Source organism: Corynebacterium pelargi (genome assembly GCF_014635485.1).
In the GTDB taxonomy this organism is placed as follows: Bacteria; Actinomycetota; Actinomycetes; order Mycobacteriales; family Mycobacteriaceae; genus Corynebacterium; species Corynebacterium pelargi.
This window is the reverse complement of sequence record NZ_BMCX01000002.1, coordinates 163,073-181,843: the sequence shown is the minus strand read 5'-3', so window position 1 is coordinate 181,843 and position 18,771 is coordinate 163,073. Positions and strand designations below refer to the sequence as shown.

Below are 18,771 nucleotides of genomic sequence, written 5' to 3'. Positions count from 1 at the left end.
AGCTTCAGTGAGGGTGCTGCGGGCAACCTCACGGGCGCTGTATTAACGCTACCCTTTTTGCACGCTAACGCAGGCTAGTTGCTTGTGGCGGTGGGTTGTTTACGGCTACGGCGCTTCTTTCGCGGTGGGGGCAACTGCCCGGCGGCGCGCAAATCCGCTACATGCCTGGCAAGCGCATCCACCAGCGACTGCACATCGGCGACCTCTGGCACAACATCGACCTTCAGGCCGGCTTCTTCTGCCGCGGCCTTCGCCATCGGGCCAATGCAGGCGATGATGGTGCGCTGATGCGGTTTGCCGGCGATGCCTACAAGGTTGCGCACGGTAGAAGCAGAGGTAAAGCACACTGCATCAAAACCGCCAGTTTTGATCATGTCGCGCACCTCAGCACTTGGAGGTGCTGCACGAACGGTGCGGTAGGCGGTGACGTCATCGACTTCCCAACCAGCGGCGCTGAGGCCTTCTACCAATACTTCGGTGGCGATATCGGCCCGCGGCAGCAGCACGCGCGATACTGGGTCGAGGTCTTCGACGTATTCGGGGAATACCTCAACCAGCCCTGCAGCATTTTGACGCGTCCGTGGCGGCAACAGCTCTGGGGTGATACCTAATTCGCGCACAGCGTGGGCAGTTTTGGTGCCCACCGCAGCGATGCGCACCCCAGCGAATGCGCGGGCATCGAGCCCGAAGTCGCGGATCTTTTCCCACACGGCCTTGACCGCGTTCACGCTGGTGAAGACCACCCACTGGTAGCGGCCTTCCACCACACCCTTGATGGCACGCTCAAGCTGCGCGGGATTGCGAGGAGGCTCCACGGAGATCGTGGGCACTTCCTGCGGAATCGCGCCGTGGGATGCCAGCCTTGCGCTCATCGGGCCTGCTTGATCCTTGGCCCGCGGCACCAGGACTCGCCAACCGAAAAGCGGGCGGTTTTCCCACCAGGAATACTTGGTGCGCTCATCGACTGCCCGGCCGATGGTCACCACCACGGTGGGGCTGAGATCGACGTCTAGGCGATCAAGTTGGGCTAATTCCACATCGAAGCTGCGCTGCAAACGAGTGGTGCCATAGGCGGTGACCGTGGCCGAAGTATCTTCTGGGATGCCGCGGCTTAAGAGCTCTTCTGCGATCACTGCTAGATCATCGCGGCTTGCCTGCAGCACCAAAGGCTGCGGGGCGCTGGCTAATTGATCCCAATCAATCTCGCCTTGAGAAAGGTCCGTCTCGGTGTAGGTGGAACCAAGCGCAATGCCGGCGAACATGGGGACGGTGGCGGGCAAAGACATACCCGGCACGATGTGGAATTCCAGTCCCTGCTCTGTGACTTCGTTGATTTCTGCGAGCGTGCGTTCGTCGGCAAGCGGATTGCCTTGAACCAAACGAATCACCTGCTGGCCACCCTGGCACAGTGCATTCAGGCGCTGCACCACGTCATGGACAGACTCCTCGGCGGAGACTTCCTCGATCTCGGCGGCCGTCGGAGGGGCCGGGCGATGCGGCTTGCGCTTCGCACCATTGGCCTTCGCCTCAGCGCAGAGACGCTCATAGGCTTCTTCGGCCTGTTCCAGCTTGGCGGCGGGTACTTCTAAAGCACTGCCGACGACGGCACGCACTCCTGGCAGCACGGATTGATCCACCAGAGCATGTGCATGATGGCTTAATACCTCGCGCGCACGGACAGTGAGCAGGTCTGGGTTACCAGGACCTGCACCGACGAAGATCACGGCACCAGGATTAGCTTCCTGCGGGGCTTCACTCATCTACACAAATTCGCTGTTCTAGAACCACTGGGGTTCGTTGTAGTCTGCGCACTTTTTGCACGCTTGCTCAACACAAATGCACGCCCCAGGCAGCACCGTTGCTGGTGCCCGGCTGAGGCGATAACTGGATTCAACCCTAACCCTTTGGCGGTGCAGAAAGAAAATTAGGCAATATAGCACGCCCGGCTTTCTACCCCTGCCATTGGGTGCAGCAAGCGACATTCAGGCTTGTCACTGCGGCTTTTGGGCATCAAAGCTTAAGCCAAGGTCTTAGGCTTTAGCCGAGGATCTGGGCGGCACCGGCATCAATCAAGCTCTGTGCCACCTGCTGGCCGAGCTCGTGCGCCTGGGCAATATCGCCCTGGGCCTCGGCTTCGAGCTGCTCGGTGCCGTCGAGGGACACCACCACGGCATGCACGCGCAATTGGCCGTCGATATTGGCAGAGCCCACCGCCACGGGGGCGGTGCAGCCGGCCTCAAGGCGATTGAGCACGACCCTTTCTGCAAGCGCAGCAGATTGCGCCCAGGCATCAGCGATGGCATCGATGGCCTTGCGGGCCTGTTCATCGTCCACACGGCATTCGATGGCAAGCGCACCTTGGGCAGGAGCGGGAACAAAGACCTCAGGATCAAACACCTCGGTGGCTTCTTCCCCACGGCCTACTCGCTCTAAGCCGGCATAGGCCAAGACCACGGCGTCGAGCTCACCCGAACGCACCTTAGACATGCGGGTATCGATATTGCCGCGCAGCGGTACACATTCGACATCGGGGCGAAGGCGCTTCACCTGAGAAATACGACGCGGTGCACCCGTGCCGATTTTCGCGCCCTCGGGCAGATCTTCGAGGCGCAGACCATCGCGGGCGATGAGGCAGTCGCGGGCATCGGCGCGCTTGGGCACCACCAGATGGAAGCGCGGGTCGGGCTCGGTGGGGAGATCCTTAAAGGAGTGCACAGCAATATCGCATTCCCCGGCCTCTAAAGCCTCGCGCAAGGCTTGGGTAAAAACGCCCACGCCGATTCTTTCCACGGGAGCCATGTTCACATCGCCGTGGGTGGTGACAATGTGCAATTCGGCTTCCACACCTTGTTCTGCCAGCGCATCGCGAACATGGCCGGACTGAGTGGTGGCAAGCAAACTGCCGCGCGTACCGATTTTCAGACTCATAGAGCCCTTTCTGCCTGTAGGTCTGCTTGGGTCAATGTGCTCATTCGGTGCGAAGCACCTTGTCTGCCTGGGTAAAACCCAAGGCGACGAGTTCCGCATCGGGGAGATCCGACACCGCCACGCTCACGCCGCGCTCGAGCGGGAGGCCGAAGAGTTCCTGCAAGGCGGTGTCGTAAGAGACGGTGCCGCTGCTTGCCGCCAATTCCTTTACCCTCACCGTGGGGTGATGCAGGAGCTTATCTACCACTCTGCGCACAGTGTTTTGCACCTCTCCGAAGGAGTGATCGTCCATATCGGGAGTGCGGGCAACCAGGCGCTCAATTTCCGAGTCGATGATCTCCGCTGCGTGCTTACGCAGCGCCGATACAGCCGGTGCCACATTGCGCACCCGCTGCGCCGAGGTATAGGCCTCAAGCTCTTCTGCCACGATCGCCTGAGCAGCCGCATCGGTGGGGGTGCCAGTTCGTGCGTTCATATCCTTCAAGCGCTCGATATTGACAAGCTCCACACCCTCTAATTGGGCGGTTGCATCGGAGATATCGCGAGGCAGGGACAAGTCGATGAGCATCAGCGATGCTTTACCTGCTGGAATATCTTCTGCGGTGATAGTGAAGTTATCTGCGCCGGTGGCGGATACCGCGATATCTACTTGGTCGAGCACGCTATGGCGCTGCTCAAAATCCACCACATCGGCTTGCACTCCAGCTTCTTTGGCGTGTTCTGCCAAACGCTCAGCCCTGGAGCGGGTTCGATTAGCCACGATGATGCGATCAATGCCGAGCCTGCCCATGTGGGTGGCGGCCAAAGATGCCATGGCACCGGCACCGAGCACGAGCCCCGTGCTGCCAGAAAGGTCTTCTCGGCCCATGGCATCGAGTGCCTTATCAAAAGCAAAAGACACCATGGAGGCTCCGGCTTCGTCGATCTCTGTTTCTGCGTGGACACGTTTGCCGGTGCGCAACGCTGCTTGCACCAAACCGTGCAAGGCAGGGCCTACGGAACCAGACTCAATGGCGCCTTGGTAGGAGGAACGAACCTGGCCAATGATTTGCTGCTCGCCGATCACCATGGAATCAAGCCCAGAGGATACGAGCATCATGTGCTCAGCAGCGGCGTCGGCATAGCGCACATACAGCGAACCGCGCAGTTCGTCGATATCTGCTCCCGATACCTCTTGGAGCACCTCGACGACTTCCCCTACTCCTGTGTGGAAGCTGTTGGCTACCGCGTAGACCTCAAGGCGGTTACAGGTAGACACGATCATCGCTTCACTTAAGGATGGCCGATCGACCATGGCCAAGGCAGCATGTTTTTGCCCAGCCTCATCCAAGCTGAGCTGTTCGAGCAGGGCCACTGGCGCAGATCGGTGGGACATGCCCACCACCAATAAGCTCACGCCCTCATCACCGCTTTCACCGTGGAATCTCTAAGTCTTGTCAATGAAGCTTCAACAATATCAACCGATCGGTTGATCAAGCTCCGCTTACTCCGGACTAACCAACGCTAATCCCCCGCACCGTATTCCCACAACAAAGCCTGTACTAAGTGCCCGGAATCGGGTGTGGTGGCTACCGCAAGCCCAAAGCCTCGCGCAATTCCTCGTTATCCACTTCCCAGCAGGCAAATTCCTCATCATCAATGAGCACCACTGGCACTCGGTCGCCAAACTCCGCGGCCAGCTCGGGATCAGTCTCTACGCCTTGAATCAGGAAGGGAAGTTGTGCTTCTTGCACAATAGGGGCGATCTGCGCTGCCACCCGTTTGCAGGAGCCACAGTTCTCACGCGTAATTAATGCAACCTTTTCAGCCACTGGCTTGCCACTTCCTTCGGTGCTTTGCGAGGTTCGTCGAGAAGCTTTTGCTTCTAGCCGTTACGATGGTGACAGATTACTGATACATCGGCTCCGATTGTGGAAAGCGACGCTGTTGAGCTTTAGTTCCCAAGACCCCACCTGGCCCCAAACTCCCCAAGAATTCCTTGCCGGCTGGTCCATGACCAAAGGCAATCTTCGCCGCTTCTTCGAGGAATTAGCTATGCCACCGATCAATGCCTCCAGCCAAAGGCGCGCCGGTGAGGCATCCGCAGCACTGGCCGCCGCCGAACTTTTCGATCTCGACCTCAAAGACTACGCATCAGGGCTTGATTCCGTCAGCGGAGCACTCGAAGCCGCAGGCTCCTCGCGCATCAGCGCCCCAGACCCGAATATCCCCCAAGACGTGGGTGCAGCAGCCTTCTTCGACATTGATAACACCCTGATCCAAGGGTCTTCGCTCGCAGTGTTTTTCATGGAACTGGCCAAGCGGCGCTTTTTTAAGCTCAACGAGATCCTGCCGGTGGCATGGAAGCAGGCCAAATACCGCCTCACAGGCGCAGAGAACGCCCAAGACGTGGCCAAAGGGCGCGAACAGGCCCTGGAGTTTGTCAAGGGGCGCGAAGTGGCAGAGCTTGTGCGCTTATGTGAAGAAATCGTCGACTCAAACATGAGCGAAAAGCTTTGGCCCGGCACCAAGGCCCTAGCCGATCAGCACCTCGCCCAAGGCCAACAGGTGTGGCTAGTTTCCGCCACCCCCGTCCAGCTTGCCCAGGTGCTGGCAAAACGCCTCGGCTTTACCGGCGCACTTGGCACCGTGGCAGAAGTAGAAGATGGTCGCTTTAGCGGCAGGCTCGTTGGCGATATCTTGCACGGCCCCGGCAAACGCCACGCCGTAGCCGCGTTGGCCACCCTTGAACAACTCGACCTCAGCCGCTGCACCGCCTATTCCGATTCGGTGAACGACGTGCCCATGCTTTCCATGGTGGGCACAGCCGTTGCCGTGAACCCGGATCGCAAGCTACGCAAAGAGGCGCTCAGACGCGGCTGGGAAATTCGCGATTACCGCAGCTTACGCAAAGCCGTGCGCGCCTATGGCGCTCCTGCCCTTGCCACCGCAGCGCTCAGCCTCAGCGGCTGGAAATATAGCCGTCGCGCAAAACGCTAAGCCCCTGCCACGCCCGCGTGCTTGAGCTATGAGGCTTGGTGGGCCTTTTGCAGTTCCTGGTCAACCGCGCGCATGAACACATCTACCGGCTGGGCACCTGAGATGTATTGCTCACCCACCACGAAGGCCGGGGTGCCCTGAATACCAATGGAGGCGCCATAGCGCTTGGCCTGCTCGATGACTTCTTTATAGGTGCCATCACTGGCCTGCTGGCGGAATTGCTCAATATTTGGCACTCCTGCCTCTTTGGCAATGCGCACATAATCTTCTAGGCCGAAATTGGGGTGGCCGGAGATATCTGCGGTGGCCTGATAAAACGCGCGGCGGAAGGCATCAAATTTCCCTTGGGCTGCTGCTGCCCTGCCGGCTTGGGCGGCGGCTTCTGCTGCCGGACCATTGACCGGCATATCGTTCCACTCGATCCTGACCAGACCGCGATCTACGTACTCTTTGATCAGTGCCGGTTCTGTGTTATTCGACCATTGGCTGCAGTAGGGGCATTCGAAATCCGAAAATTCGGCAATCACCACCGGCGCATCCACGGCACCGATGGCGAAGGGATCCTTCGGGTCGCGACGGTGAACATTGCGCACATCTTCTGCACTGCGAATCGGGGCCTTTGGCCCGAAGATCATGGCGTCGTAGCTTCCATCTGCCAGAGGCTCTGGGCCATCCAAGCCCTCAGTACCCGGGGTTACTTCCTCACGGATATTCGGGTTGGCAAGCACCGGCAAGGCTGATGCCGATGCACCGGGCTCTTGGCGGGCGGCGGCGCTTTGGGTATCGCTTTGCTGGGATCCTTCGCCTGAGCGCATGCCGACGAAGTATGCACCCCCTGCCACGGCGAGCAGCAGCGCTAGCGCCAAGGCGATCAGGCGAGGCGTGAAGCTGAAACGTTGGGACATCGTCGTGGTTCTACCTTTCTTGGAGGCATATTGCTATGCAGGGGCTACAGCTACGCAGGGGACATTGCTATGCAGGGGAAATAAGCACAAAGCCGCCCAGGCACCGGCGCTATGCGGTGACCAGGCGGCCTGCAAAACAGCACGAAGGCTTACTTGCCAAGCTTTCTACGCTGAACGCGGGTGCGGCGCAGCAGCTTGCGGTGCTTCTTCTTGGACATGCGCTTGCGGCGCTTCTTAATCACAGAACCCATGAATCGGTCCCCTTTACAAAATTCGTTGGTGTACGTACTTCCCTGTCGGCGTTCGCATGAGAGATGCGATCGCTGATCCCATCTCAGATACGCGGTTGAAGTGCACATTCTTCCGCTGCGTGAACACCTCAAGCGCGGTCTAGCTGATCAAGCCTGGCCAGACTAGACAGCCGCCGAGGCGGCGCCGACACGAATGCGAACCATCTTAGCGGCGAGGTTTCTCCCTGCCCAAATCGTCGCCTGAGTTTCACTGGCCACAACAAGCACAAAACCCCCAGGGAGGCACATGAGTTTTTGTGAAGCCTACAAGGGGCGTCACGTCCTCGGTGCCACCAAGGGGGGGTGCGTGAAAAGTGAAGGAACCTCTAGCTAGTGCCAGATATCGCCCATGCGGGCAATAAGGCAACTAGCCCACCTCGTAGTAGGAGGCGTCTAAGTACTCGTTCACCGCTTTTTCATGGACGCGGAAGCTGCGTCCCACGCGCACGGCCGGCAGTTCGCCAGAGTGGACGAGTCGGTACACGGTCATTTTGGACACTCGCATGATCTCTGCGACTTCCGCAACCGTTAGAAAGGTCCCGTTTTCTTCTCTTGCCATAGTTATATCTACCCTTCAGCTCGTGGCGCGCTGTAGGCTTCCCCTCCCACAGAACGGACACGCACGTGCTTGCATAAGCTTAGCGTGAACTGTGTTGCGCTTGCGACTTAGGTGAAAAGAAGCAACGCAATCGCCCCGTGAGTCACAAGAGAAAACATTAAAAGCACAGCACACAGAAGTTTCTCTATTGTCAGCTTCAACAGAGTCTGAAGTAGAACTTAAAAGAAAAGGGGTAACGCCCCTCTCAGGACGCTACCCCAACAACGAGCCCCCAACCCCTGAGCACACAGACCCGGAGCCCACAACCCCGGAGCACACAGGCGCGGAGCGCACAGGCTCAGCACTTCATGCTTTAGTGCTTCCCCATCTCGGCATTGCGCTGCGCTGCAGCCTCAGCGGCTCGGTACATCATGCCGCGCAAGCCGGATTCTTCTAGCGAACGCACAGCCGCAATCGTGGTGCCGCCTGGTGAGCACACATTGCTCCGCAACTGCGCTGGCTCCTCGCCGGTTTCTTGCAGCATGGCCGCGGCACCATAGATGGAGTTGCTGGCGAGTTTCTTAGCCACTTCTCGCTTGAGCCCAAGTTGCACACCGGCATCGATCATCGCCTCAACGAAGAGGAAAAGATACGCCGGGGAAGAACCAGACATGGCAATCACTGCGTCCATATCGGATTCTGCAATCACTTCTACCGTGCCAACGGTGGTGAGCAGCTTGCTCACTTGCTCAATATTTTCCTCATCGGCAAAACGCCCCGGCGCAATCGCTGAGGTGCCCTTTCCAACAAGCATGGGCGTATTCGGCATCACGCGAAGCACTGGCGTTCCTGCCGCCATCACCTCTTCAATGCTGGCATTGCTTACACCGGCAGCCATCGAGACCACGATGGTGGAGTCATTATTGTCCACGGCCTCGGCGATCTCATCTGCCACCTTGACCAGCACATTCGGCTTCACGCACAAAAAGACGACGTCTACACCGTCAACGGCCTGGGCGTTATCACTAAAAGGCACGATGCAGTATTGCTCTTTTAGCTCTTGGCTGCGCTCGCTGCGGCGGTTAGCAACGTGGATTTTTTTCGGGTTCATTCCACCGGCGATCAGCCCAGCTAACAGCGCCTCGCCGATCTTGCCGCCTCCGATAATTGCAACAGTAGACATGCGCCCTAGATTGCCATTGCACAGGCGTTGAGACAAACGACAGCGGCCCGCCTCCTTCTAGGAAGAGGCGGGCCGCTTGAGGCTGCTTGCAGCTTTATACGATCAGTGCAGGCCCGAAGGTGAGCACCAATCCCACGAGGGCGGAAAGTCCCATGCTGAACTTATCGCTGGCGGTGCGCAGTGAGTGCACCACACCAACCATCGCGCCGGTCACTGCGAGGGCAAGCACGCCGACGATCCACTTATTCATCGAGCCCCAGAGCATCTGGAAGCCGAAGAAGATCACGGCACCAAGCACGATGCCGACCAGGGCCATCAGTACGACTGCGGCAATGGAAATTTTCTCATCGGCGGCCGCCTCTTCGTCATAGGCTGCGGCGAGGGCTTCGTCGTCAAGCTCTTCTTCTTCCTCATCCTGCTGCACCTGACGGATCACGTTGGTGTCTTCGGCGTCGTGCTGCGGGCGCACAGGCTCGCTGATCTCTTTGATCACCGTGGTGTCTTCAACATCGCCGCCAAAGCGCTGCTGAACAAGTTCCGGCTCCTCCTCTAGAGGCTTTTCAGGGGCCGGCTGCTCGAAGTGCTCCTCGTATTCTTCGGCAAAGGCCGGAGTCGGCTCATCAAGAACCTCTTCGGCGCTTGCCTGGGTGGCGGCCTGCGCGGGGAAGGAACCGGTGGTGAGCTGCACGGGGTCTTTTTCATCAACCACATGCAAGGAAATCCCGCTGTCCTTGGCAGCTACCTCAGCGCCTTCGCCTTGAGCGTCGTCGCTTTGAGCATCGTCGGGGATATCAACGGCTAAAGGAGCGTCGTGATCCTCGTCGGCATCATCCTTTGGCTGAGCTCCCAGGGGTTGGGAAACAACATCCGATTGATCATCGGTGGGTGCATCGTTTTGCTCCACGGCAAGGGGGCTTGGCTGCTCTTCCTCGGCGGAGGTGTCACGATCCACGTCCAGAGGATCTTGAGATGCATTGGGCTCAGCGGTAGGCCCGGCGGCGGGCCCAGCGGTGGGCTCGGCGTCGGGGCGATTGTCGTGCTCGGCGTCGATCGGCACGTTGGAGTGCCGCGATTCGGCGGGCTTGGAGGCAACCTTGGGAATGTTGCCGGTCAGCTCCGCTACGGAAATGCCGCCTTCTTCAAGGCTACGGCGACGACGGCGACGCGGGGTTTTGGAGCTGTCGTCCGAACCGCCCGAACGCGCTAGCAGTTCGGCGACGGTGAGTTGCTTATCGCTCATTGCTCCTATTTACCTCCTCGGTCTTTGGACCGGGTCGTCTGTGGGGCCATTCCCTGTTCGAGGCGACGAAGGATTACTCCCTCACGCAACGCCCAAGGACAAATCTCAATTCTTTCGAGTTCGAGCGCACGCATCGCAGCTTCAGCCACCAGGGCGCCAGCGACGATCTGATGCGATCGATTCGAACTCACTCCTTCTAATTCTGCCCTGTCTGAGGCTGTCATGCGAGAAATGAAGGCGATTAATTGTCTCAAACCGGCTGCGGTGAGTTCTCTTTGCACATACAATCCGGCCGAAGATGGGGCAGATCCGGTGAGTCGTGCCAGGGTACGGAAGGTTTTTGATGTTGCGGCCGCCCGCCACTTCGGCCCATAGGCACGCAATGCTTTTGCCGGCTCATCCAGCTCGGCGTCAATGTAGTCGCGCAATAAATTGATCTTTTTGCGCGAAGGCGGATCAGTTTCAAACCAATTATGCGTCAGCCGAGCGGCACCCAAATCCAAGGAGTAGGCGGCGTCGGGGGCTTCTTCGGTACCGCAGGACATCTCCAGGGAACCGCCACCGATATCCAAATTGACAATGCGCCCTGCAGACCAGCCGTACCAGCGTCGCACGGCCAGGAAGGTCAGGCGCGCTTCGTCGGTGCCGGAAAGAATTTCCAGGCGCACGCCGGTTTCGTCTTCCACATGGTCGAGCACCTCATCGGCATTGGTTGCAGAACGCACCGCCGAGGTGGCAAAGGACATGAGTTCTTCGCAGCCGAGCTGTTCTGCCACGCCCTTGGCTTCTTCTACAAAGCTGGTGAGCTTCTTGATTCCTTTATCGCTTAAAGCCCCGTCCTTATCCAGGTACTCCACCAGCTTTAGCGTGGTTTTCCAATCGCTCATGGGGCTTGGCTGTCCGCCCTGCTTGGCGTCCACCGCTACCATATGAACGGTATTGCTTCCCACGTCCAATACACCTAATCGCACGGTTTTAGCGTAGACGGTATAGCGTAATTCCGTATGCATCGCCCCCGAAAAGTTTGGTATTTATGCCTCGCGTGAATTTGGGTTTCCCCTCGAATACCGCCGCTGCGGCCTCCATTGCCCGCGGTGATGAATTGCCGCATGACTTCCCGCGCGAGTGGTTCGAATTCACTCACCCCGAAGATCCTTTGCACCTCATTAGCATCGACTTGACCTGGATGGAATCCACCTATGCCTGCGGTTTTGGTAGTAGCCGCTGCCGAGGTATCGATGCTGCTTTGCCCGAGGTGGGGTGTTGCACGCATGGCGCTTTTTTAAGTGATGAGCAGGATCGCTCCCAGCTTTTCGACGCCGTGCAGCGCATGCCGAAGCGTTTCTGGCAATACCACCAGGATGTGGGTGCCCAGGAGCTCGAACCCTGGCTGGTGTGGGATGAGCTAGACAATGATGAGGGCGAACCAGAGCCCGCATTAAAAACGAAGATCGTGGATGGTGGCTGCATTTTTGCCAACCGCCGCGGATGGCCTACCGGGGCTGGGTGCGCTTTGCACCAGTGGGCGTTGGCTGCCGGCGAAGATCTCACCGTGGTCAAACCGGAGGTGTGTTGGCAGCTTCCCTTGCGCAGGCTTGAAGCCTATGAGGAACGCGCCGATGGGCAGGAGATTTTAAGAACCACCATCACCGAGTATGAGCGACGCGGCTGGGGCAATGGTGGTGAGGATTTTGATTGGTACTGCACCACCGATGCGCGCTGCCACGACAATGCCGAGCCGATCTGGCGTAGCCACGAGGCTGAATTACGCGCCTTACTTGGCGATGCCGCCTATGCGGTGCTTGCCCAACATTGCCAAGCACGCGAGGCGATGGTGAACGCCCACCCCGAGGCTTTTGCGCGCCACCCTGCGAGCCTTAAAGCTCGAACTTATAACCAAGACCGCGAACAGTAACGAGGTTGCGTGGCGATTTCGGCTCCAGTTCCACCTTGGAGCGAAGTCGCTTGATGTGCACGTCAAGCGTTTTGGTATCGCCGACATAATCGGCGCCCCAGATGCGGTCGATGAGCTGGCCGCGGGTGAGTACTCGCCCGGCGTTTCGCAGCAGATACTCCAAAAGGTCGAATTCTTTGAGCGGCATCTGCACTGGTTCACCATCGACGGTGACGGTGTGGCGTTCAACATCCATGCGCACCCGGCCGCCTTCGAGGATCTGCTCGTCTTCTTCCTCATACACCGGCTCGCCGCCACGGCGCAGCACGGCGCGCACGCGGGCGATGAGCTCGCGGGAAGAATAAGGCTTGGTCACATAGTCGTCGGCGCCGAGCTCTAGGCCTACGACCTTGTCAATCTCGGAGTCTCGGGCAGTCACCATGATCACGGGGACTTGGGATTCAGCACGAAGCTCGCGGCAGACATCGGTGCCGGACATGCCCGGCAGCATGAGGTCGAGTAGGACGATGTCGATGTCATTGCTGTGGAACAGATCTAAGGCTGCCGGCCCGTCGGCGGCGTGGATGACCTCGAAGCCTTCTTTGCGCAGCAAAAACGCGAGAGGGTCGGCAAGGGAGGCCTCGTCTTCAACCAGCAGAATCGTGGTCACGATTTATCCTTTCGTCTGACTCCCACTCTGGGAATGCTGTTTCGCAATGAGCCGCTCAGCCGCTGTGGCACCTCGGAGGCAATCGCATCGGGTGCAGCGGACTGATCGCTAGCAATGGGTAACTCTAGTGTGAACGTGGAACCGGCGCCCGGCCGCGACCAAAGCTTGACGCTGCCACCGTGGTTGGCAGCCACATGTTTAACGATAGCTAACCCAAGCCCTGTGCCGCCGGTAGATCGGGAGCGAGCTTTATCTACGCGGAAGAAACGCTCAAAGACTCGTTTTTGATCCGCCGGCGCAATGCCAATTCCGCGGTCGATCACTCGGATGAGCACGGTGGCATCGGAGACTGCTTTGGTGCTCACCGATACCGGCATCGCGTTCGGGGAGTAATTGATGGCGTTGCTCACCAGGTTCGAAAGCGCGGTGATCAGCAGGTTCTTATCCCCCATGACCTTCACCCCGCTGGGCTTGGTGCGGGTGAGTTCGATGCCTGCGTTTTCTGCTGCGAGGTAATTGCGTGCAATGGCCTCATCGACCACCTCGTCGATATCCACCGGCGCCATATCGGGCAAGGCTTCTGCGCCTTGCAACTTCGACAAGGAGATCAGCTCGTTGATCATATCGGCCAGGCGATGCGCCTCGCTTTGGAGACGCTCGGCAAAATAGGCCACCTGCTCCGGGTCATCAGCGGCTTCTGTGAGGGCTTCTGCCAATAAGGCCATGCCGCCAACAGGCGTTTTGAGCTCATGGGACACATTGGCCACGAAGTCTCGCCTGGCAGATTCCATGCGCTGGCTCTCGGATTCATCGGTGGAAAATACAACCACGAACCGATCGTCGACAAGCGAAAGGGGCTTGACCACCGCACGCACCGAAGTAATGCGTCCGCCGGGGCGGCGCTGGTCGGTAGCAAGCTCCACGGTGTGCGTTTCTTGATCATCGAAGCACTCGGCGGCCTGCTGCCAGATATCGGGATTCAGCGATCGCTCGTGCACGATGCCCATCTCGTGGGCGGGGGTATTGGAAAGCAAAACCCCACCGGAGCGATCAATCACCGTGACACCCGTGGGCGAGCCTTGCACCGTGAGGTGAAGCACTTGGCTGACCGTGGTGACTTGATTGGCGTTCAGGGTGGCGGCGGAGCGGTAGCGGCGCACTCGTTTTTGTACCCACTGAAACGCAGGTAGGGCGAGGCCGGCTACGACCACGCCCAACAGGAAAGCTGCCAGAATTGTCACTAGCAATTCATGCTAGTGCACATTGCTTGTGCATGCGCCCCGAACACCTCAGGTACGCGTAGCCAAGATCGCGCTGCCACGCTGCTAGGCTTTTGCACGATACGCCTGGATGGTTGAGCTCTCACTCGAAGGAGATCCGATGCGCACCCTCAAAACCGCCTGCATGTGTGTGCTAGGCATCAGCCTGATTGCCGGCCTGAGCGCGTGCTCTGCATCAGATTCTTCTGACGGAGATTCCGCAGTGCCCACCCAAGCCGCACCAATGGATCAAGGCGATGCGGCCCATACTCCGCTCAGCGACGCCATCGTCGGCCCCTCCGATGCCCCCGAGGGCCTAGCGCCTGGGAATTTCTACGAGGTTTTCGGCTCCAACCAGGAGCCCTCGCCAGCGACCTTGGATCCAGAGCAATGCGCCCCGCTTATCTTCGACTCCAATACCGCAGCAGCCTGGGCAACAACACCCTTGGATCAAAAGACCGTGGCGATGTATAGCGGCTTTGATCAGCAGTGGGCCATCGTGGAACTTGATCTTGAACCTCGCAGCGCAGATCCGGCGCAGTGCCAAACTGTTACCCGCAGCGATAACACCCAAATTGGCAATATCACCACCACGTACCAGCTCAAGCCGGTGGATCTCGATCTGCAAGGCGCCGATGATGTGCAGGCCGTTTCGGTGCTGACCACCGCCGTTGCCTTGGATGGCCAAGATAGCCCCGGCGATAAGGTTGGGCGCACCACCTTGGTCATGAGCGCGAATGTGGCAGGCAAGCATATGACCGTGGTGGGCCACAATGTTGAGCCGGGCACGCTCGAAAGCCTGGCTCAAAGCCAGATCGCCAAACTGCAGTAGCACCCGGCCGGGTAAAAGCTGCAATCACCATCGCGGGTGCTTCGCGGCAGCACCGTCGGCGGCTCATCCAAGTACACTTCGTGCATAAGGTGGCAGGTATGCGTGATGCCTGCCATTTGATTTCCAACCTTCAGGAGTGATGCTTGATGAAGAAGCGTGTATCCACCCACAAGCGCAGCGCCACGCTGCTGGCCGTGCCCTTTGTCTTGGCTTTGGGCTTAAGCGCTTGCGGCAATGGCGGGGAGAGCGACTCCGCAGAGACGCAGACCAGCACCAATACCGTGACCAGCACGGCGCAATCGACGATCGAGCAGACTCAGGCCGCCACCTTGCAGCAGATGATCGTAGGACCTGAGGATGCCCCTGAGGGCCTTGAGCATGCCGATGTTTCGATGATCAATGATCTCGCCTCTGACCTCGGCGGCAACCTCAACCTCGATGGCGGCGTGCAGCCGGAGCAGTGCCAGCCTTTTGCCGCAGATATTGCCACCGCAGCCAAGTGGGCAGCGCTACCGCAGGATGAGGCAGCCACCGCGCTGTACACCACTCCCGATGACAATGAGACTGTGATGGTGCGCATCGATGCCACCGAAATCACGGTGAACCCGGAGGAGTGCGCCACCTTTACCCGCGAGTTCGATAATGAGTTGGCCAAGAGCGTGAGCACCTATTCGGTCACGCCCATGGAGATCTCCATCGAAGGCGCTGACAATGTGGTGGCGGTAGAAGAGCGCATGGAAGGCATGAATGTTGGCGGCCAGGACCTTGAGGTTCCCCCTGCTGGTGCGCAAAACGTGATCATCACCGGCACCACAAAGGGCAAGACCTTCACGGTGGTTGGTTCCAACACCATCCCCAAGGAAGTATTGCAGGCACTTGCTCAAAACCAGGTGAATAAGATCAACGAGCAGTCCTAAACCCAAGGGCCTGCGATAGCGCAAAGCGCACCACCCATCGAAGTGGGTTGGTGCGCTTTCGTGTTTGCTAGCTAAGGTTACTTGCCGCCCTGAGCTGCAACAGCAGCAGCGCCAGCGGCAGCGGCCTCGGGGTCGAGGTAGGTGCCACCGGGGTTTTGGACCTTGCCTTCAGCGTCGAGCTCGTAGACCAGCGGGATGCCGGTGGGGATGTTCAGCTCGGCAATATCTTCATCGGAGATATTGTCCAGGTGCTTGACCAGTGCGCGCAGGGAGTTGCCGTGTGCTGCAATGAGTACGGTTTCGCCCTTCTTGGCGCGCGGCAGGATCTCCTGCTCGAAGTAGGGCACGAAGCGCTCCACTACGTCTTTGAGGCACTCGGTTTGAGGCACTGCATCCAGGTTGGCGTAGCGCACGTCGTTGGCCTGCGAGTACTCGGCGTCGTTATCGAGTGCTGGCGGCGGGGTGTCGTAGGAGCGACGCCATGCCATGAACTGCTCTTCGCCGTACTTGTCCTTGGTTTCAGCCTTGTTCAAGCCCTGCAGTGCACCATAGTGACGCTCGTTGAGGCGCCAGTCGCGCACGACGGGGATCCAGTGGCGATCAGCGGCATTGAGCGCAATGTTGGCGGTGCGGATAGCGCGGCGCAGCAGCGAGGTGTACACGACCTCAGGCAGCACGCCTTCTTGCTTGAGCAGTTCACCACCGCGACGAGCCTCAGCCTCGCCCTTTTCGGTGAGGTTCACATCGACCCAGCCGGTGAACTGGTTGGATGCGTTCCACTCACTTTGACCATGACGCAAAAGAATCAATTTGCCATTACTCATGCCTCAAGCATGCCACCAAATGTTCCGATTCGCCGTCGATCAGGCTCCCTTAAGGCCAAAATGTGGGATTATTTACATTTGCGCCCGATTGGTGCCCGTTCGGGCATTGCGCTTTTCGACGTCCCACGCCCGCAACCCAGGCGCCACCTAGGCTCCTTCAGGTTTGCGTTGCACACAGGTATCCACCTGAAGCGCCAATGCTTGGCTATACACCTGCTCTAGCTCCTCGGCCGCCCGTGCCCAGGTGAACTGGATGGCGTGCTCCCTGGCGGCCACGCCCATGGCGATGCGACGTTGGTCGTCGTCAAGCAAGGCAGCGATAGCATCGGCCCAATTATTGGGGTCGTGATCTTCTACCAGCACACCGGTGTTGCCATCATCGACCGCGATCGGCAATCCGCCCACGCGAGCTGCAATGACCGGGGTGCCGCAAGCCTGCGCCTCAATGGCCACCAAACCAAAGGACTCGTTATAGGAAGGCACCGCCACCACATCAGCCGCCTGGAAAATAGCCACCAGCTCCTCCGCTGGGCGGGGATCCAAAAAGCGCACGCGGTGGCAAATACCAAGTGAACGGGCAAGCTCGTTGTAGTGCTCCACCGTGGCCTGGGCACCCGAAGGCCCGCCGCACAGCAACACCCGCATATCGCGATCAGGATCGCGGCGGAAAAGCTCAGCGACAGCCTTGAGCAACACCTGCGGACCTTTAAATTCCTGCAAGCGCCCCACAAAGGCCACCACCTTGGTGTGCAGCGGAATGCCCAAATTGCGCCGGGCCTGCTCAGTGTTGCGCTGCTTGCCTGGGGTAAACAATTCAACGTCAGCACCAGGGGCGATCACCGCCACCTTCTCAGGCTCAGCATCGTAGTGACGCACCAGATCGTTGGTTTCTTCCGGTGTGTTCACCACCAAAATATCGGCATTATCTACCAACTGCTGCTCGCAGATGCGCCGCGCATCAGACTCGGGCGCATCGCTGGAGGTGCGGTGGGTATTTTTTACCGCCGCCAAGGTGTGGGCGGTGTGCACCAGGGGCGCTTCCCACAGATCGCGCAGTAGCCAACCCACCTGCCCGGAGAGCCAATAGTGCGAATGAATGAGGTCGTAGTGAAGCTGCTCGCAACGAACAAATTGCAAGATACCGCCAGCAAAGGCAGCCAATTGGGTGGGCAGTTCCTCTTTGCTTAAGCCCTCATAGGGGCCTGCCACCACATTGATCACCCTGAGTCCGGGTTCTACCTCCACCACACGGCCCTGACTTGGGCGGGTGGCGCGGGTAAAAACATCCACCTGCACACCACGTCTGGCCAGCTCACAGGCGGTAGAAAGCACATAAACATTCATCCCCCCTGCGTCTCCAGAACCTGGCTGCTGCAGGGGCGAGGTGTGCATGGAAATCATGGCGATGCGCATGGTGCCCATCCTAGATGCACCCCGGTGATAGCTTGGGAGCTGGCTTATTCCTCGACGTGAATGCGCATACCCACCGTTACGGCATCGCCGCTACGAAGGCGCACACCCTTGAGGTTTTCTCCAAGAAGGGCAGGTTCCACGCAGAGGAACTTCCGCCACTCACCAGCGCCAACATCGTCCATGGTGGAGGCTTTCTCCTCACCCGGATTCCACACCACCGTGGCGTCTGCCCCGATGGGAGACACCACAATGCGGCGCACACCATCGTCGATAACGACGCGACGCGACTCGTGGGCAATCAGGTCTACTTGACCTTGGATGCGCAACTCCTTGGGCAGGGAGCATTCCTGGCCGCTGAGCTGATCCAAAGCGCGGGTGCCGCCAAGGCCGCGCAGCACGGTCGATTCAATATCCCCCACCGCGAAGTATGGGTGCAGGGCGAATTGCGCCGTGGTGGGGCACGAGCCCCTATTGATGGCTTCGAGGGTGATGGTGAGTTCCTCATCCTCGATCCTGGCTTTGAGCTCAAGGCAGACATCGTCGTGGCGCAGTTTGGCTACGAAGCCTTGAGGTTTTTGTTCAACATTCCAAAGCTCCCGGCGCGCCCAGCCATGGGAGGGGCTTTTGGCAAGCAATCCCCCAAACCAGGGGGCGATCACCGGCACGCCGCCACGGATGGATTCGCCAACACCGAAGCGAGACTTCCCGGAGAGATAGAAGAGTTCGCCGTGACCTGTCGTTGCGCTGGTGATATGCCCACCGGCGGGGCTGATGCGCATGCCTGCATGCGCGAGCACTGAGGGGGTTTCGACATTGTCATTGGACATGCACTCGAGGGTAATCCTGGCCTGAGCGCAGTGAAAACTTCCCGGGGAGTGTATTCGGGCACATTGTGTGCT

General features: G+C 59.1%; 19 protein-coding genes. 4 read left to right on the top strand and 15 right to left on the bottom strand.

Translation table 11 applies throughout. The features are described 5' to 3' along the window. Positions 1-74: 74 nt before the first annotated feature. From IEU99_RS04535 to IEU99_RS04520, 4 genes are all read right to left on the bottom strand, one after another. Positions 75-1,760 carry a uroporphyrinogen-III synthase gene (locus IEU99_RS04535; RefSeq protein WP_128890553.1) on the bottom strand — a complete coding sequence of 562 codons (1,686 nt, stop codon included), beginning with the start codon at positions 1,758-1,760 and terminating at the stop codon, positions 75-77. Between the two features lie 277 nt (positions 1,761-2,037). Beyond that, positions 2,038-2,928, bottom strand: coding sequence for a hydroxymethylbilane synthase (gene hemC, locus IEU99_RS04530; RefSeq protein WP_128890554.1), 891 nt, complete (start codon positions 2,926-2,928; stop codon positions 2,038-2,040). Between the two features lie 40 nt (positions 2,929-2,968). Then, positions 2,969-4,324: a glutamyl-tRNA reductase gene (locus tag IEU99_RS04525; protein WP_128890555.1), complete on the bottom strand. Its 1,356-nt coding sequence runs from the start codon at positions 4,322-4,324 to the stop codon at positions 2,969-2,971. 172 nt (positions 4,325-4,496) lie between these two features. Continuing rightward, positions 4,497-4,739 (bottom strand): glutaredoxin family protein, encoded by a 243-nt coding sequence (locus IEU99_RS04520; RefSeq protein ID WP_128890556.1) that lies wholly within the window; start codon positions 4,737-4,739, stop codon positions 4,497-4,499. Between the two features lie 115 nt (positions 4,740-4,854). On the opposite strand from IEU99_RS04520, the gene IEU99_RS04515 reads away from it, so the two are divergent. Continuing rightward, positions 4,855-5,907 (top strand): HAD-IB family hydrolase, encoded by a 1,053-nt coding sequence (locus tag IEU99_RS04515; protein ID WP_128890557.1) that lies wholly within the window; start codon positions 4,855-4,857, stop codon positions 5,905-5,907. A gap of 26 nt (positions 5,908-5,933) precedes the next feature. Here IEU99_RS04515 and IEU99_RS04510 read toward each other — a convergent pair whose 3' ends face one another. From IEU99_RS04510 to IEU99_RS04485, 6 genes are all read right to left on the bottom strand, one after another. After that, on the bottom strand, positions 5,934-6,812 hold the full coding sequence (locus IEU99_RS04510; RefSeq protein ID WP_128890558.1) for a DsbA family protein: 879 nt from the start codon (positions 6,810-6,812) through the stop codon (positions 5,934-5,936). A 149-nt stretch (positions 6,813-6,961) separates the two neighbouring features. Next, positions 6,962-7,063, bottom strand: coding sequence for a 30S ribosomal protein bS22 (locus IEU99_RS04505; protein ID WP_003402602.1), 102 nt, complete (start codon positions 7,061-7,063; stop codon positions 6,962-6,964). A gap of 406 nt (positions 7,064-7,469) precedes the next feature. Next, positions 7,470-7,661 (bottom strand): helix-turn-helix domain-containing protein, encoded by a 192-nt coding sequence (locus tag IEU99_RS04500; protein WP_123935426.1) that lies wholly within the window; start codon positions 7,659-7,661, stop codon positions 7,470-7,472. A 352-nt stretch (positions 7,662-8,013) separates the two neighbouring features. Further along, the gene (gene proC / locus IEU99_RS04495) at positions 8,014-8,823 is read right to left on the bottom strand and encodes a pyrroline-5-carboxylate reductase (protein ID WP_128890559.1); all 810 of its coding nucleotides are present in this window, start codon (positions 8,821-8,823) and stop codon (positions 8,014-8,016) included. A 94-nt stretch (positions 8,824-8,917) separates the two neighbouring features. Continuing rightward, complete coding sequence (locus IEU99_RS04490) at positions 8,918-10,063, bottom strand: Rv0497 family membrane protein (protein WP_128890560.1); 1,146 nt, start codon at positions 10,061-10,063, stop codon at positions 8,918-8,920. Positions 10,064-10,068: 5 nt separating this feature from the next. Then, positions 10,069-11,034 (bottom strand): Ppx/GppA family phosphatase, encoded by a 966-nt coding sequence (locus IEU99_RS04485; RefSeq protein WP_128890561.1) that lies wholly within the window; start codon positions 11,032-11,034, stop codon positions 10,069-10,071. Positions 11,035-11,096: 62 nt separating this feature from the next. On the opposite strand from IEU99_RS04485, the gene IEU99_RS04480 reads away from it, so the two are divergent. Beyond that, positions 11,097-11,978: a DUF3109 family protein gene (locus IEU99_RS04480; RefSeq protein ID WP_128890562.1), complete on the top strand. Its 882-nt coding sequence runs from the start codon at positions 11,097-11,099 to the stop codon at positions 11,976-11,978. Here the strand turns inward: IEU99_RS04480 and IEU99_RS04475 are convergent. Together IEU99_RS04475 and IEU99_RS04470 are read right to left on the bottom strand one after the other, a co-directional pair. Beyond that, positions 11,941-12,627 carry a response regulator gene (locus IEU99_RS04475; RefSeq protein ID WP_128890563.1) on the bottom strand — a complete coding sequence of 229 codons (687 nt, stop codon included), beginning with the start codon at positions 12,625-12,627 and terminating at the stop codon, positions 11,941-11,943. The two genes, IEU99_RS04480 and IEU99_RS04475, sit on opposite strands and share 38 nt — an antisense overlap. After that, positions 12,624-13,868, bottom strand: coding sequence for a sensor histidine kinase (locus IEU99_RS04470; protein WP_128890564.1), 1,245 nt, complete (start codon positions 13,866-13,868; stop codon positions 12,624-12,626). The genes IEU99_RS04475 and IEU99_RS04470 overlap by 4 nt, the downstream gene beginning before the upstream one ends. A gap of 139 nt (positions 13,869-14,007) precedes the next feature. On the opposite strand from IEU99_RS04470, the gene IEU99_RS04465 reads away from it, so the two are divergent. Both IEU99_RS04465 and IEU99_RS04460 read left to right on the top strand, forming a co-directional pair. After that, the gene (locus IEU99_RS04465; RefSeq protein ID WP_128890565.1) at positions 14,008-14,718 is read left to right on the top strand and encodes a hypothetical protein; all 711 of its coding nucleotides are present in this window, start codon (positions 14,008-14,010) and stop codon (positions 14,716-14,718) included. Between the two features lie 146 nt (positions 14,719-14,864). Beyond that, positions 14,865-15,635 carry a hypothetical protein gene (locus IEU99_RS04460; RefSeq protein WP_128890566.1) on the top strand — a complete coding sequence of 257 codons (771 nt, stop codon included), beginning with the start codon at positions 14,865-14,867 and terminating at the stop codon, positions 15,633-15,635. 77 nt (positions 15,636-15,712) lie between these two features. On the opposite strand, the gene IEU99_RS04455 is transcribed toward IEU99_RS04460, so the two are convergent. The 3 genes from IEU99_RS04455 to IEU99_RS04445 all read right to left on the bottom strand — a co-directional run bounded on the left by IEU99_RS04455 (position 15,713) and on the right by IEU99_RS04445 (position 18,699). Continuing rightward, complete coding sequence (locus IEU99_RS04455) at positions 15,713-16,459, bottom strand: phosphoglyceromutase (RefSeq protein ID WP_128890567.1); 747 nt, start codon at positions 16,457-16,459, stop codon at positions 15,713-15,715. Between the two features lie 147 nt (positions 16,460-16,606). After that, on the bottom strand, positions 16,607-17,872 hold the full coding sequence (gene mshA / locus IEU99_RS04450; RefSeq protein WP_188358287.1) for a D-inositol-3-phosphate glycosyltransferase: 1,266 nt from the start codon (positions 17,870-17,872) through the stop codon (positions 16,607-16,609). A 44-nt stretch (positions 17,873-17,916) separates the two neighbouring features. Next, the gene (locus tag IEU99_RS04445) at positions 17,917-18,699 is read right to left on the bottom strand and encodes an aldose epimerase family protein (RefSeq protein ID WP_128890569.1); all 783 of its coding nucleotides are present in this window, start codon (positions 18,697-18,699) and stop codon (positions 17,917-17,919) included. Positions 18,700-18,771 lie beyond the last annotated feature (72 nt).